13 protein-coding genes are annotated in these 14085 nt (G+C 68.9%); 4 read left to right on the plus strand and 9 right to left on the minus strand.

Going from position 1 to position 14085, the window contains the following annotated elements:
- Positions 1-7: 7 nt before the first annotated feature.
- From ACTIMO_RS03525 to ACTIMO_RS03540, 4 genes are all read right to left on the minus strand, one after another.
- A complete protein-coding gene (locus tag ACTIMO_RS03525; protein WP_448181504.1) occupies positions 8-3427 on the minus strand; it encodes an error-prone DNA polymerase in 3420 nt (1139 codons plus the stop codon).
- Between the two features lie 111 nt (positions 3428-3538).
- Positions 3539-5155, minus strand: a complete 1617-nt coding sequence (locus ACTIMO_RS03530) for a DNA polymerase Y family protein (RefSeq protein WP_448181505.1) — start codon at positions 5153-5155, stop codon at positions 3539-3541.
- The gene (locus ACTIMO_RS03535) at positions 5152-5976 is read right to left on the minus strand and encodes a hypothetical protein (protein WP_448181506.1); all 825 of its coding nucleotides are present in this window, start codon (positions 5974-5976) and stop codon (positions 5152-5154) included. The genes ACTIMO_RS03530 and ACTIMO_RS03535 overlap by 4 nt, the downstream gene beginning before the upstream one ends.
- A gap of 583 nt (positions 5977-6559) precedes the next feature.
- Positions 6560-6952, minus strand: a complete 393-nt coding sequence (locus ACTIMO_RS03540; RefSeq protein ID WP_448181507.1) for a DUF5997 family protein — start codon at positions 6950-6952, stop codon at positions 6560-6562.
- A 70-nt stretch (positions 6953-7022) separates the two neighbouring features.
- Here ACTIMO_RS03540 and ACTIMO_RS03545 point away from each other — a divergent pair, with 70 nt between their 5' ends.
- On the plus strand, positions 7023-7766 hold the full coding sequence (locus ACTIMO_RS03545; RefSeq protein ID WP_422390957.1) for a LysR family transcriptional regulator substrate-binding protein: 744 nt from the start codon (positions 7023-7025) through the stop codon (positions 7764-7766).
- 24 nt (positions 7767-7790) lie between these two features.
- On the opposite strand, the gene ACTIMO_RS03550 is transcribed toward ACTIMO_RS03545, so the two are convergent.
- Positions 7791-8582, minus strand: a complete 792-nt coding sequence (locus ACTIMO_RS03550) for an SDR family NAD(P)-dependent oxidoreductase (protein WP_448181508.1) — start codon at positions 8580-8582, stop codon at positions 7791-7793.
- On the opposite strand from ACTIMO_RS03550, the gene ACTIMO_RS03555 reads away from it, so the two are divergent.
- The gene (locus tag ACTIMO_RS03555; RefSeq protein WP_448181509.1) at positions 8581-8772 is read left to right on the plus strand and encodes a hypothetical protein; all 192 of its coding nucleotides are present in this window, start codon (positions 8581-8583) and stop codon (positions 8770-8772) included. The genes ACTIMO_RS03550 and ACTIMO_RS03555 overlap by 2 nt on opposite strands.
- Before the next feature lie 52 nt (positions 8773-8824).
- Here the strand turns inward: ACTIMO_RS03555 and ACTIMO_RS03560 are convergent, their stop codons facing one another.
- Together ACTIMO_RS03560 and ACTIMO_RS03565 are read right to left on the minus strand one after the other, a co-directional pair.
- Positions 8825-10225 (minus strand): GntP family permease, encoded by a 1401-nt coding sequence (locus ACTIMO_RS03560; protein WP_055766091.1) that lies wholly within the window; start codon positions 10223-10225, stop codon positions 8825-8827.
- Between the two features lie 33 nt (positions 10226-10258).
- Positions 10259-10777: a gluconokinase gene (locus tag ACTIMO_RS03565; protein ID WP_448181510.1), complete on the minus strand. Its 519-nt coding sequence runs from the start codon at positions 10775-10777 to the stop codon at positions 10259-10261.
- 221 nt (positions 10778-10998) lie between these two features.
- Here ACTIMO_RS03565 and ACTIMO_RS03570 point away from each other — a divergent pair, with 221 nt between their 5' ends.
- Complete coding sequence (locus ACTIMO_RS03570) at positions 10999-11718, plus strand: FadR/GntR family transcriptional regulator (protein ID WP_055766085.1); 720 nt, start codon at positions 10999-11001, stop codon at positions 11716-11718.
- An 89-nt stretch (positions 11719-11807) separates the two neighbouring features.
- Here ACTIMO_RS03570 and ACTIMO_RS03575 read toward each other — a convergent pair whose 3' ends face one another.
- Entirely contained in the window at positions 11808-12542 is a 735-nt protein-coding gene (locus tag ACTIMO_RS03575) for an ANTAR domain-containing protein (RefSeq protein ID WP_448181511.1), read from the minus strand.
- A gap of 228 nt (positions 12543-12770) precedes the next feature.
- The gene (locus ACTIMO_RS03580; RefSeq protein WP_055766079.1) at positions 12771-13265 is read right to left on the minus strand and encodes a Dps family protein; all 495 of its coding nucleotides are present in this window, start codon (positions 13263-13265) and stop codon (positions 12771-12773) included.
- Between the two features lie 215 nt (positions 13266-13480).
- Here ACTIMO_RS03580 and ACTIMO_RS03585 point away from each other — a divergent pair, with 215 nt between their 5' ends.
- A complete protein-coding gene (locus ACTIMO_RS03585; protein WP_321166889.1) occupies positions 13481-14020 on the plus strand; it encodes an SRPBCC family protein in 540 nt (179 codons plus the stop codon).
- Positions 14021-14085 lie beyond the last annotated feature (65 nt).

Consider the following 14085-nt stretch of genomic DNA (forward strand, 5'->3'; position numbering starts at 1 on the left):
GCACCGGTCAGCGGAAGTCGCGGGACTTCGTGGTCGCCTTCAGCTGCAGCACCTCGATGCGGTCCGCCACGATGTTGACGATCCCCTCCGAGGACCGCTCGAGCACGCCGCGCACGATCACGCTGCTCGCCTCACGGGCCACCCTGCGGTGCCGCTGCCAGACACCGACCGAGCAGATGACGTTGACCAGGCCGGTCTCGTCCTCGAGATTCATGAAGGTGATGCCGCTCGCCGTCGCGGGGCGCTGCCGGTGCGTGACGACACCCGCCACCTCGACCCGCCGTCCCGACTCGGAGGTCTTCAGTTCGACGGCGGTCAGGGCACCCCGGCGCTTCAGCCGTTCCCTGGCATGGCGTACGGGGTGGTCGTCAGGAGTGATGCCCGTGGACCAGAGATCCGACCCGACCTTGTCGATGTCCGAGAGCTCGGGCATCAGCGGGGGCTGGATGTAGACCGCCGTCCCCTTGATCTGGCCCTCACGTTCCGTGGAGGCGGGTCCGGCGTTCCAGAGCGCCTCCCGGCGGGTCAGACCCATCGAATCGAAGGCGCCCGAGGCAGCAAGGGCCTCGAGCTGGCCCGCATTCGCCCCGGTCCGCCGCGCGAGATCCGGCATGTCCTCGTAGGGCCCGTTGAGCTCCCGTTCGGCGACGATCTTCTCTGCCAGCTTCAGCCCGAGCGTCTCCACGCTCGCGAGCCCCAGGCGGACCGCGTAGTTGCCGTCACGGCGGTGCGGGGTCGAGTCGAAGGGCGTGTCACGGTCGAAGTACCCGACCGGGGGCTGCTCGTCCTCCGTGCAGCAGTCCATGCCGGTGGTCCGCTCCCGGGGGTCCTCCGGCGGCTCGTACCCTTCCAGCGGCTCGAGGTCGGCGTGGACGCCCGAGTGCAGGATGTCCGGGCGCAGGACGACGGCACCGTGCCTCCGCGCATCCGCCACGAGGGTCTGGGGTGAGTAGAACCCCATGGGCTGTGCACGCAGGAGCGCTGCGAGGAAAGCCCCCGGGTAGTGGAGCCGGAGCCAGGCGCTGACGTAGACCAGCAGGGCGAAGCTGATCGAGTGGCTCTCCGCGAAGCCGAAGTTCGCGAAGGCGTGGATCTTGTTGTAGATGGCATCGGCGACGGGGCCGGTGATGCCGTTGGACTCCATGCCCTCGTACAGCTTGGCCTTCAGGGAATCGATCCGCTCCTCGCCGCGCTTGGACCCCATGGCCCGGCGCAGGAGATCGGCGTCCGCTCCGGAGCAGCCACCCACCACCATGGCCATCTGCATGAGTTGCTCCTGGAAGAGGGGCACCCCGAGCGTCCGTTCGAGCACGGGCTTGAGGTCGGGATGGATGTACCGCACCTCCTCCTCGCCCATCTTCCGCTTGATGTAGGGGTGCACGGCACCGCCCTGAATGGGTCCGGGCCGTACGAGTGCCACCTCGATCACGAGGTCGTAGAACTGGCGTGGCAGCAGGCGCGGGAGCATCCCCATCTGGGCGCGGCTCTCCACCTGGAACACCCCGACGGAATCCGCGAAGCACAGCATGTCGTACACGCCCTGCTCCTCCTTGGGGATGGTGTGCAGCTCCCACGTCTCACCGAAGTGCTGCTCCACGAGGTCGAAGTTGTACTGGATCGCAGCGAGGATCCCGAGGCCCAGCAGGTCGAACTTCACGAGTCCCATCCAGGCGCAGTCGTCCTTGTCCCACTGCAGGACGGTTCGGCCCTCCATGCGCCCATGCTCGATAGGGCATACTTCTCCCACCGGTCGATCGGTCAGGACCATCCCGCCCGAGTGGATGCCCATGTGGCGCGGGAATCTGAGGACCTCCTGGGCCAGGCCCACCACCGACTCCGGGATGTCGTGGTCGTCGCTCGAAACGAGCCCGCCCCAACGCTCGATCTGCTTGGACCATGCGTCCTGCTGGCCCGGGCTGTGCCCCAGGGCCTTGGCCATGTCGCGGACCGCGAACTTGGGACGGTAGGTGATGACGTTGGCCACCTGTGCGGCGTTGAACCGTCCGTACTTCCGGTAGACGTACTGGATGACCTCCTCGCGGCGGTCCGAATCGAAGTCGACGTCGATGTCCGGTTCCTCGTCCCGCATGCTGGAGAGGAACCGTTCGAACGGGAGCTGGTACTTGATGGAATCGACAGCCGTGATCTCGAGCAGGTAGCAGACCGCCGAATTGGCGGCCGACCCCCGTCCCTGGCAGAGGATCCCGTTGCGACGCGCGTAGTGCACGAGGTCGTGGACGATCAGGAAGTACCCGGGGAAGTTCTTGTCCTCGATCACCTCGAGCTCGCGCTCGATCCGTTCCCGGACATCCGCACGGTTCCCGTAGAGCTTGTCCGCCCCCTGCCAGACGAGCTCGCGCAGGTAGCTCATCTGGGTATGGCCCTCCGGCAGGTCGATGTTCGGCAGACCGGGTTTCACGCTGCGGAGCGTGAAGGAGAGATCGGCGGCGATCTCCACGGTGCGCTCCACCGCGCCGGGATAGGCCCTGAAGCGGCGCGCCATCTCGACCCCGCTGCGCAGGTGGGCGGCCCCTGCTGCGGGAAGCCAGCCGTCCATCTGGTCCAGGCTCCGCCGTGCGCGGACCGCGGCGAGGGCCGAGGCAAGACGGTGCTGCTTCGGCGTGGCGTAGTGCACGTTGTTGGTGGCCACGGTGGGCAGTGACAGCCGGGCGGCCATCGAGGCCAGCACGTCATTGTGGGCCGTGTCCAGCGGATTGCCCTGATCGGTCAGTTCCACGGCGACGGACTCCTTCCCGAACAGGTCCACGAGCAGCCGGAGCTCCGCTTCTGCTGCGGATTCCCCCGCCGCGACGAGGGCTGAACGCACGGTCCCCTTCCTGCACCCCGTGAGGATCATCCATTGGCCGGCGGCATGGCCCGCAAGGCTCTCCAGGTCGTAGCGGGGCTTGCCCTTCTCCGCATCGGTGGCGAGTTGTGCCTCCGTGATGGCCGTGGACAGGCGGTGGTAGCCCGCGGATCCCCGGGCCAGGACCAGCAGGTGGCGTCCTTCGGGATCGGCCTCCCCGTTCTGCGGCCTGGACAGTTCGAGGGAGAGTTCCGTCCCGTACATGGTGGAGAACCCGGGATACTTCTCGGCGGCCTCGGCGAAGTGGACAGCGCCGTACAGGCCGTCGTGGTCGGTCAGCGCCATGCCGGACAGGCCGAGCCGCTGCGCCTCCTCCGCGAGGTGTTCCGGGCTGGACGCACCGTCGAGGAAGCTGAAGTTGGAGTGGACGTGCAGTTCCGCGTAAGGCACCACGGGACCCTCGGGAGCGGAGGCCTCCACCGGTGAGGTGTAGGGCTGGCGTTTGCGGGACCAGGCGGGGCTGTCACCGCCGTCGGCCCCGAGGGGTGGAGCTCCCGGACGCGTGTCGGACAGGTTCCGCTCGAAGTCCGACCACGGGATGGGTGGGTTGTTCCAGCCCATGGCGTCCCCCTGTCCCGGCTGTGCGTGCTGTGCGTGCTGTGCGTGCTGCGTGGTGTTCTTCGTTGTGGTGCCCCGCCATGCTCCCGCTGGTGTCCGAGGCAGGGCGGGCCGTCAGTCGTAGCCGGCCTCGACCCACCAGGCATGGTCCTCGAGGAGCAGCAGCCAGGCAGATCCTGACTGGTCCACCAACTGGAACCGGTCGAGCACCCGGCCTTTCCGGTCCCACCAGCGTTCGTTGATGGGCCACGGTCCGGCCCAGGAGTGCACCGCGTGCCGGCCGCCGTCCGGACCTGTGCTGAAGAAGGCGGGGTCGGCGCTCAGGAGTCCGCGGGCGTCCACGTCCACCGGGTTGCCGCGGGAGTCGACGACGACCGCGGGAACCGGCTCGGCGTGCACGGTGGCGGGGGCGGGCCCTGGAAGACGGCCGGGCCAGGGCTGATTCCGATCCTTCAGGGGGACTGCGGCCGCCTGCTGCTGACCGGCGGGTGCATCCCCCCAGGGGACGAAGACCCGGCGGTCGGCCAGGAGACGCCCGCCGGCGACGATCGCGGTGAGCACGGCACCATGGCCCAGCATGCTCTGCACCCGGGCCAGGCCGTGATGGATCCCCTCGTCCGGGCCCGTACCCCAGAGCCCGTCGGCGTGGTCGCTGAGGTTCTCCACGATCTCGGGGACGACCTGCACGCGGGTGATGCCGGAGGTGAGGCCGTGGTCGGAGGCATTGGTCCCCTGGAGCTGCCAGCGCACGCGGTCCACGACGTCGTCGGCATCGAACCAGCGCGGGTGCTGCCAGCGGCGCTCGGAAGCCTCACCGGATTCGGTGTGCAGCGAGACGTGCAGCGCGGTGCAGACGAGCCCGGCCTCGCGGAGGGTGTCGACGAACTCGCCCGCCCGTGACCGGAAGGCGAAGGCGAGCTGGTCGATCCGGGCGAGGGGAGGCTCGAAATCAGCAACGGTGTCCAGGTGGGGAGGTGGTGTGCGGGCCACGACACTGCGGTGGTCGAGCCCACTGGCCTGGCGGTGCGCGAGGGCTCCCTCGATGCCGAAGCGGTTGCGGACGTCGGAGGCCCTGAGGGCCGCGAAGTCACCGAGCGAACGGATGCCGAGGCGTTTGAGCAGCACGGTGAGCTTGGGCTGTTCGAGGATCTCCAGCGGGTAGCTGCCGAGGAACCAGGCCGAGCGGCCCGCTGGAATGACGACGAGCTGCTCGACGTCGTCGTCCAGCTGATCGGTGGCCTTGGCCGCCTGTTCGGCAGCGAACGGCCCATCGGCGATCCCGATCCGCACGTCGGTGAGTCCCATGGCGGCGAGGGTCCGGAAGACCACGCGTGCAGCCTCGGACTCGCTACCGTAGTACCGCGACGGGCCCTTGGCCCTGACGGCGCAGAGTCCCGGGCGGACGACCTGGACGCCGGGCATGATCGTTTCCACCGCCGTGGTCACGGGTTCGAAGGTGCGTTCATCGAGCGAGGGGTCGTAGGGCAGGGGGACGAGGTTCGTGCTGCGGGCCTGGGCCTCCCTGATGCGCAGTCCCCGTTTCACGCCGTCCTGCCGCGCGGCAGGGGAACATGCGAACACCTCACCACGGTCCACGAGGGCGAGGGGCGTCTCGGCGGGCAGGGCGTGTTCACGCAGGGCCGCGGTGATGGGCCAGTCGGGGCACCAGAACATCAGGGTCCGGGTGGCGTGGGCCGAACCGGCGGGCAGGGCTGGGAGGGCCGATGTCACGAGGACCTCACCAGCTGGGGTTCGAAGAGGGTGTGGGTGCCGGAGTCCGGTGCTCCCGGTGCTCCCGGTGCTCCCGGTGTGTACGCGGCCGAGGGCGCGGATCCGCCCGTCGGAGTGCCCTGCAGGTCGGCCAGCCCCACATAGGCGTGGCGCAGCCGGCCCGAGGGCTGTGTCGCGGTGATCTTCATGCGCCGCGACCTCAGGTGTCCCGTCCCCGAGCCCAGGCCCTCCCAGGCACTCTCCGCCACGCCGAGTGTCGAATCGCTCTGCTTCCAGGACCCCAGGGTGATCAGTGCTGCGCCTCGCTGGCGGAGCCGTGCCTTCAGCCTGGCCCATTCGGTGGGGGCGAGGTGTTCCGGCGCCCTGGTCAGGACGATCGAGACGACGTCGACGAGGGCAGCCGTGACGGTGAGCCACTGTGATCCCGGGTCCGGCACCAGGATGAGGCGTTCGAGGTTGATGCCGAAGCCCTGGGCCGCCTCGACGCTGAAGTCAGGCAGGCCGATGACGCTGCACCAGGCGCCCGTCGCGGACGGGCCGGCGAGCAGGGCCATGGCGAGGGAGGTGGAGTTGCGGACGGCGTAGGAGCCGCCGGACTGGAGACCTCCGCCCGGCAGGATCCGGGCGAGGGCAGGAACCGTGGGCAGCCGCCGGGAATCGAGCGTGACGGCCTGCATGCTGTTGATGCGGGACTGGAGCCCGAGGGCGATCTCGGCCGCGGACCCACCCTGACGGCCGGTGGGTTCCGGACGTGACGGTCCCCCGAGGTCGGGTGAGGGCTCATCCCATTCGAGGGCATGGCCGGCAGGTGGAGGCGTCACCCGTTAATATTCGAATACGTGTTCGATTAAGTCAATCGGCGCGCCTCCATGGGAATGTGCCTCTCCTATGGTAGGCGCGACTCTCCTCGGGAACGGGTCGGGCCTCCTCGGCAGGGAGGTCCGCAGCGGTTCGGCGGAGAACTCGATGGTAGGAAGGGCCTCTGACGATCCTGCGTCGGCGGCACCCGGGAAGGCCATGGCGACCGTCCGGAGCCGCAGGACAGCAGGACGAGCAGGACGCGCTCATGGGGCTTCCGCTTCCGGAGGCAGAGGGCAAGCGGTCGGGCACGCAGACAGGCAAGCGGTACGAGGTCAGGCGGACAGGCGCCCGGGCACGTAGACAGGCAAGCGGCACGCGGGCAGGCACGAAGGGCAGGCAGGCAAGCGGCACGAGGCCAGGCGGACAGGCGACCGGGCAGGTACGAGGGCACGCAGATGAGCGGGCGAGCAGGAGTCAATGGGCTTCAGCCGACCTGCACCCGATGGCTGGCAGCCATGCAGGCTGGGCAGCCGGGCGGCGTTCGATCCTCACTCCTGGGACACGCCAGGGTCAGGCAGGGCCGCGGTGGTCCCCGCAGGAGGGTCAGGCGTCGGAGGCCGTGCGCGCGGCGTCGCGCTCCTTGACCCGTGCCGCCTCCGCACGCACCGCCGCCTGCGTGGACCGCTCCGAGACCAGCCAGGCCGGCGGCTCCTGCAGCAGGGCGGTGATCTCCTCGCTCGTCAGGGGGTCGGTGATGCCGCCCCGGGCGAGTCCCCCGATCGAGATGCCGAGCTTCTGGGCGACGACGGGGCGCGGATGCGGCCCGGTGCGGCGCAGTTCGGCCAGCCATTCAGGGGGTGTCTGCTGGAGCTCGTTGAACTCCGCGCGCGTCAGCTCGGTCTCCTGGAAGTCCTGGGGCGCGGCGGGCAGGTAGATTCCCAGTTTCTTGGCCGCGGTGGCGGGCTTCAGGGTCTGGGGCGTCTTCGCGGGAGTCATGGATCCAGCTTAACGGTCGTGCGGCAGGCAGCCATGATCGGCCGCTCCCGCCACGCGCTACTGTGATCAGGTGTCCACCGATCAGCCCCGAAACCTCTCCGTGGGCTTCGTGCCGGGCGTCACGCCGGGCAAGTGGGTGGCCCGCTGGCGTGAGCGGCACCCGGCCGTCCCCCTAGACCTGCACCAGCACGACGACGACGCCCTGGTGGCACTCCGGGAGGGGGCCGACGACGTCGTGTTCGTCCGCCTGCCCGTGGACAGGGAGGGGATCCACCTGATCCCCCTGTACGAGGAACAGCCCGTTGCCGTGATGTCCCGGGAGAACGAGCTGTCCCTCTACGAGGACATCCCCGCCGGGGAGCTCGACGGGGAGACCCTGCTCGACGTCGCGGAGTGCGGCGGTCCGAGGACGGCGGTGGAGGTCGCGGCCTCGGGCGCCGGCGTCGTGATCCTCCCGATGTCCCTCGCCCGCCTCCACGCGCGGAAGGACGCCGTGCACCGCCCGGTGGAGGGCGTCGCGACCACCACGATCGGGATCGCGTGGCGTGTGGAGGACGAGTCCGACGACGTCGAGGAGTTCATCGGGATCGTCCGCGGCAGGACGGCCCGCAGTTCCCGCCAGCCATCCCAGCGGGAGGCGCCGAAGAAGTCGGCGTCCAAGAAGGCCGCTGAGAAGTCGGCGAAGAACGCCGGCACCGCCTCGAAGACCACCGGAGGGGGAACGGCGCGGAAGGGCGGGTCCGTGCAGAAGGGCGGCAGGACACCGCAGAACAAGCAGTCCCGGCCATCGGGCTCCCGGGGGAAGCGCCGCTAGCAGGCGGGTCCGCCCCGCTCCCGGTCAGGCCTGCGCGGGCTGTCCGTTGCTGGCCATGGTGCCGCCGTCCACCGGGAGGACGACGCCGGTGATGAACCGGGCGTCGTCACTCGCGAGGAAGGTGATGGCTGCTGCCACCTCGTCAGGGAGCCCTCCGCGCCCGAGGGCGATGCGTCGGGCGAATTCGTCGTCGAGCTCGTGCGGCTCGCCGTCCTCGCTGGTGAGCTCCGTCCAGACGAAACCGGGGGCCACGGCATTGACGCGGACGCCGTCGCGCCCATGGTCGAGGGCCACGGCGCGCGTGAAATTGCTGACGCCTCCCTTGGCGGCGTTGTAGGCGCTCATGCGCCAGTCGGCGGCGAGTCCGGACACGGAGGAGACGTTCACGATGCAGCCCCTGCTGTCGAGCAGGTGGGCCAAAGCCGCCTTCGTCCCGTAGAACACGCCGGAGAGGTCGGTACCGAGCACGCGGTGCCAGTCCTCGACGCTCGTGTCCTGCACCGTGCCCTGCGTGATGGTCCCTGCGTTGTTGACGAGGACGTCGAGCTGTCCGAAGCGATCCACGGTGGCCTGCACCATGGCCGCGACCTGGTCGTAGTCCGAGGAGTCCGCGGGAAGTGACACCGCCCGGCCCTCGGGCAGCGAGGCCACGACGGCGTCGATCTTCTCGGCGACCGAATCGGTGAGCACCACCCGGGCGCCCTCGGCGACGAACCGCCGTGCCGTCGCCTCGCCGATGCCGGATCCGGCCCCGGTCACGATGACCACCCTTTCCTCGAACCGCTGCATCGCGGCTCCTGCCCCCGGTGCATCCATGGGTCATCCACTCCTCGTCCGCTCGTCACGCATCGGCCACCGGTCCGCCGTCGGGATCGCTCCCGCCCAGACCGTACGGGTCCTGATGACCCGTCATCGACGGTGGCAGCCGTCCGTCCACGCGCACAAGGCGTCGATCCGTCCCCCGATCCGCGGTATCACCTGCTACGCGGACGGCACGACGACGTGACAGGGGCCCGCCCGCAGGTCGCGGACGGGCCCCTGTCGACGTCGTTCGCGCGTCAGCCGAGGGAGGCGAGGGAGAAGACCGCTGCAGCGATGGCGAAGCCCATGACGCCGATGGTCGTCTCCATCACCGTCCAGGTCTTCAGGGTGGTCTTGACGTCCATGTTGAGGAATCGGCCCACGAGCCAGAAACCGGAGTCGTTGACGTGGCTCGCCACGACCGACCCGCCGGCCACGGCGACCACGAGGGCTGCGAGTTGCAGCGCGTTGTAGTCGCCGGCGAGGATCGCGGGCGAGATCAGTCCTGCCGCCGTGGTCAGGGCCACGGTCGCGGAGCCCTGGGCGATGCGGAGGATGGCGGCGATGAGGAACCCGGCGACGATCAACGGGATGCCGAGGTCCCCGAGGACGTCGGCGAGGGCGTCACCGATACCGCTCGTCCGGAGTACTCCACCGAACATGCCGCCGGCCCCGGTGATGAGGATGACGGAGCAGACGGGACCGAGTGCGGCCTCGAGCGTGCTCTCGAGCACCGTCTTGTCGATCCCGCGCCTGCGCCCGAGGACGTAGGAGGCGACCAGCAGCGAGATGAGCAGGGCCACGGGGGTCTCCCCGATGGTACGGAGGACCTGGAACCAGGCCTGGTCGGTGAGGCTCTCGTCGAAGGCGCCGGAGCGGGCCGCCGTATTGAGTCCCGTGTTGAGGAAGATCAGGACGAGTGGGAGCAGGAGGATCCCCACGACGGTGCCGAACTTCGGGGGGTTCGCCTCGGCGTGCTCGTCCGCGGTGCCGAGGAGCTCGGGCACGGGGAGCACGTACTTCTTCCCGGCCCAGATCCCGTAGAGGTAGGAGGTGACGTACCAGGTCGGGATGGCCGCGACGAGGCCCACCATGATCACGATGCCCACGTTCGCTCCGAAGAACTCGGACGCCGCGACCGGTCCCGGGTGCGGCGGCACGAAGATGTGCATCACGGAGAAGGCACCCGCTGCGGGCAGGCCGTACCGCAGGACACCCCCGCCGAGCCGGCGTGCGACGGAGAAGACGATGGGCAGCATGACCACGAGCCCGGCGTCGAAGAAGATGGGGAAGCCGAAGATCAGGGAGGCGACGCCGAGCGCGAAGGGCGCACGATTCTCGCCGAAGACGCGGATCAGGTAGTCCGCGAGGACCTTCGCCCCGCCACTGGTCTCGACGAGGCGGCCGAGCATGGCGCCGAGTCCCACGAGGAGCGCGACGGCGCCCAGGGTCGAGCCGAAGCTCCCCACGAGGACGGTGACGATCTGCGAGGTGGGGATCCCGGTCGCGAAGGCCGTCACGAGGCTGATGATGATCAGCGAGACGAACGCGTGGATCCGGAGCTTGATGATCAGGAACAGCAGGACGACGATCGCGGCTGCGGCGATCAGGAGGAGTGGACCGGCGGTGAGGCTCTGGGTCCAGCCTTCGATGGGCATGGTGGTTCTCCGTTGAACGGGGTGGGTGGGGGACTAGGTGCTGTGCAGGTCGAGCCGGGTGATGACCTCGGCGACGACCTCGGCGGGCGTGCCGGTGTTCTCGATGCGCACGCCCTGCTCGTCGGGCTCCAAGGGCTCGAGGGTGCTGATCTGCGAGGGCAGGAGCGACTCGGGCATGAAATGGCCGCTCCGCGTCTTCATCCGATCCAGGATCAGGTCGGTGTCGCCGAGGAGGTGCACGAAGCGGACGTCGCCGTCCGCCCCGGTGAGGACGTCACGGTAGGACCGTCGGAGGGCCGAACAGGTCACGACGGTGCTCAGCCCCGCGTGTGCCTGCTCCGTCAGCCATGCCCGCATCGACTCGAGCCACGGCCAGCGGTCCTCGTCGGTGAGCGCGGTGCCCGACGTCATCTTCGTGATGTTCGCTGGTGGGTGGAAATCATCCGCCTCGGCGAAGACCCAGCCGAGCTGTTCGGCCATCCGGGTGGCGATGGTCGTCTTGCCGGATCCGGAGATCCCCATCACGACCACGTGGTTTGGGTGCGCGTCCATACTGACTCCCTCGTCGATGCGGTGCGGTGCGGTGCGGTGCGGTGACCTGCTGTGCGGCTCCGCCGCGGCGAACCCTGGCGAGCCGTGTGCGGCAGGTCACGGCTCCGCGTGGTGCACAGCAAAGGTAACACCTTTGGGCGAGTAAAGGTACTACTTTTGTTCGGTCGTGCGCTCTAGAGTGGGACGACCGGCGGAGCCGCCGGAGCACATCGAGGAGGACCATGACGGCGCAGCCGGTTCCGGCCGGGAGGAACGCGGGTGCGGCGACCGTCCTCACCACCCACATCATCGACGCGCTCGGACAGGACATCACCGACGGCGTGCTGGCCGAGGGCGCCCGACTGACCATCGAGGGTCTCCAGCAGCGGTTCGGCGTCTCCCGCACCGTCGTGCGCGACTGCATGCGGGTCCTGGAATCGATGCACCTGATCGTGCCGAAGCGACGGCTCGGACTCGTGGTCCAGGCTCCGGCGAGCTGGAACGTCTACGACGCCAGGGTGATCCGGTGGCGCCTGAACGGACCGGGCCGCGCCGGCCAGTTCCGCTCGCTGACGCATCTTCGCCGCGCCGTCGAACCCGTGGCGGCAGCGCTCGCGGCAGAGCATGCCTCGTCCGACCAGCGGCTGCGACTCCTGGACCTCGGACGCGACCTGCGCCGCCTCGGCGAGAACGGCGACCTCGAGGAGTTCCTGGCCGTGGACATCGAGTTCCACACGCTCATCCTGGAATCCAGTGGCAACGAGATGTTCCTCGCCCTCCAGGGGGTGATCGCGGAGGTGCTCTCCGGCCGGACGCATCAGGGACTCATGCCGCACCATCCCAAGGAACATGCCCTCCGGACCCACGAGCAGGTGGCCGAGGCGATCAGCAGCGGTCATCCGACCGCGGCTGAGACAGGAATGGCGTCGCTCCTGGCCGAAGTGCGCAGCGCCATCGAGTAGGGCCTCGATCGGGGTCGATTTCGATCGAGACCGATGCGGGCACGAGGTCCGGACAAAAGGACGCCGGACGGGCCTCGGACGGCGGACCCTCACGGGTCGAAGTGGGTCTTCGGTTCCACCTGCCCGATCGAGGCGACCACCGAGGCGGCGATGTCCCGGACCTTCTGGTTGCGGCTGCTGGACACCGCCGTCAGGATGGCGAAGGCCTCCGCCTGGCTGCACCGGTTCTGGGCCATGATGATGCCGATCGCGATGTCGATCGCCGTGCGGGACTTCATCGCGGACTTCAGGTCGGACACGGAATCGGCGTGCTGCGCGAGCCGCACCGCAAGTGTCAGCGCCTTCGAGGTCTGGGCGACGAAGGCCTCGGCCGTCGCGACGTCCTCGGCTGCGAAGCCGCCCCGGTCCGCCGCGTACACGTTCAGCGCGGCACGAGCACCGGATCGGAGGGTGAAGGGCACGGCCAGGATCGAACCGACGCCCCGCCCTGCGGCCTGCGCGAGATAGTCGCTCCACCGTTCGTCGGTGCTTGTATCGGCGACCAGGACGGTCCGCTGCTCGTCGCAGGCCGTGAGGCAGGGCCCTTCACTGAACGAGGCCTGGAGTTCGTCGAGTTCCCGGGCCTGCGCGTTGCTGCTCGCGACGGTGCCGGCATGCTTGTTGCGGAGCAGCGTGATGCCGCACGGGGTCTCGGCGGCTCCTTCGAACAGTCGGGATGCCGCGAACCGCGTGAACTCGCTCAGGAACTCCTCGACGTCGTCGCTGACGAGGAGGAGGTCCTGGAGGTGATCGGTGAGGTTCTGCCCGGCGACCTGGTCGGCCATGGATTCTGATCCCGTTTCGTCCAGCCACCGGGCGGCATGTGCATCGCACCCGTCGAGGGCGTCCGGACGACCTCCGGAACCGAGACACAGCCCCAGGGCATGTGTGATCGGCCTTCTGCTAGACCATTAGTCAGCCTACATAGTACAAGAGGCAGGCCCCCGCGCCCCGACAGGGGAGGGGAGGCACCGATGGGTGCCTCCCCTCCTGACGGGACCGGGTCCTGCGGGTCAGACCGTGGCGTGATCCGTACCGACCGGCGTGACGACCTCGGCGGTGGGTTCCATGTTCTCGGCGTCGACCATCCACGCATACTGCTCGAGCTTGGCGATGAAGCCGTGCAGCAGGTCCGCGGTGGTGGGATCCTCCTCGTCGATCTGGTCGTGCACATCGCGCATCGTCTTCACGGAGGCGTTCAGCATGCGCACCACGAGACCCACGGTGTCCTTCGTGGAGACGAGGCCGGCCGGGAAGGGATCGATCTTGGTACCCTCGGCGACGGCGACGCTGCGTCCGTCGGGAACGGCGTGCAGCGCACGCATGCGCTCCGCCATTTCGTCGGCGAAGGCGCGGGCGTCGTCGATGATCTCGTCCAGCTGCAGGTGGAGGTCGCGGAAGTTCTTGCCGACCACGTTCCAGTGGGCCTGCTTGCCCTGCAGGTGGAGCTCGATGAGGTCGACCAGGACAGCCTGCATGTTGTCTGTGAGGGTGGGTGAAGCCTTCATGAATCCTCCAGTGCTAGAGAAATATCCGCCTCCCGCAGGCGCATCGGACGTGCCGATTCCTGCCGGGTGGACTCCTTTCACACTAGCCCCGCGCGTTGGCCAAATCCAACCGATCTGCCTACGCTAAGGGAACTTACGGTTCGGCCGTGCGCTGTACCCGAAAACGGGTTATGCACGGCCCCCGGAGTCTACGAAGGAGGAACGCTTTGGCTTCAGTGCAGGAATCTATCGACGTAGCAGTACCGGTCAGCACGGCCTACAACCAGTGGACGCAGTTCGAGAGCTTCCCGCAGTTCATGGGGGGCGTCGATTCCATCACGCAGACCTCGGACACCCACACCCACTGGGTGACGAGCATCGGCGGCGTCAAGCGCGAGTTCGACGCGGAGATCACCGAGCAGCACCCGGACGAGCGCGTGGCGTGGAAGAGCACCGACGGCGAGTCCCATGCGGGTGTGGTGACCTTCCACCGCCTCGACGAGAACACCACACGCCTCATGGTGCAGATCGACTGGCACCCGGAGACCTTCACCGAGAAGATCGGTGCGGTGGTCAACGCCGACACCGCGCAGGTGAAGGGTGATCTCAAGCGCTTCAAGGAGTTCATCGAGAAGAGCGGCGGCGAGACCGGCGCATGGCGCGGGGACGTCGAGGCTCCGCCCACCGGCGGGACCACGGACGCGATCCCGGCGAACAGCACGCTGCCGGACACGTCCACGAACGACCCGGATTCGGGCGGCCCGCGCGTCGGCTGATCCGGGAGGACGGCCGCAGGAACTGCGGTGCTGCACGGCGAAAGGGCGGATCCCCCGGGGGTCCG

Source organism: Arthrobacter sp. CP30, assembly GCF_053470025.1.

Bases quoted from the DNA above. Each gene is read 5' to 3' on its own strand.
- ACTIMO_RS03525 (WP_448181504.1), bottom strand. From the start codon at position 3,427: ATGGGCTGGAACAACCCACCCATCCCGTGGTCGGACTTCGAGCGGAAC.
- ACTIMO_RS03540 (WP_448181507.1), bottom strand. From the start codon at position 6,952: ATGACTCCCGCGAAGACGCCCCAGACCCTGAAGCCCGCCACCGCGGCC.
- ACTIMO_RS03555 (WP_448181509.1), top strand. From the start codon at position 8,581: ATGGGTCATCCACTCCTCGTCCGCTCGTCACGCATCGGCCACCGGTCC.
- ACTIMO_RS03550 (WP_448181508.1), bottom strand. From the start codon at position 8,582: ATGGATGCACCGGGGGCAGGAGCCGCGATGCAGCGGTTCGAGGAAAGG.
- ACTIMO_RS03560 (WP_055766091.1), bottom strand. From the start codon at position 10,225: ATGCCCATCGAAGGCTGGACCCAGAGCCTCACCGCCGGTCCACTCCTC.
- ACTIMO_RS03565 (WP_448181510.1), bottom strand. From the start codon at position 10,777: ATGGACGCGCACCCAAACCACGTGGTCGTGATGGGGATCTCCGGATCC.
- ACTIMO_RS03570 (WP_055766085.1), top strand. From the start codon at position 10,999: ATGACGGCGCAGCCGGTTCCGGCCGGGAGGAACGCGGGTGCGGCGACC.
- ACTIMO_RS03575 (WP_448181511.1), bottom strand. From the start codon at position 12,542: ATGGCCGACCAGGTCGCCGGGCAGAACCTCACCGATCACCTCCAGGAC.
- ACTIMO_RS03580 (WP_055766079.1), bottom strand. From the start codon at position 13,265: ATGAAGGCTTCACCCACCCTCACAGACAACATGCAGGCTGTCCTGGTC.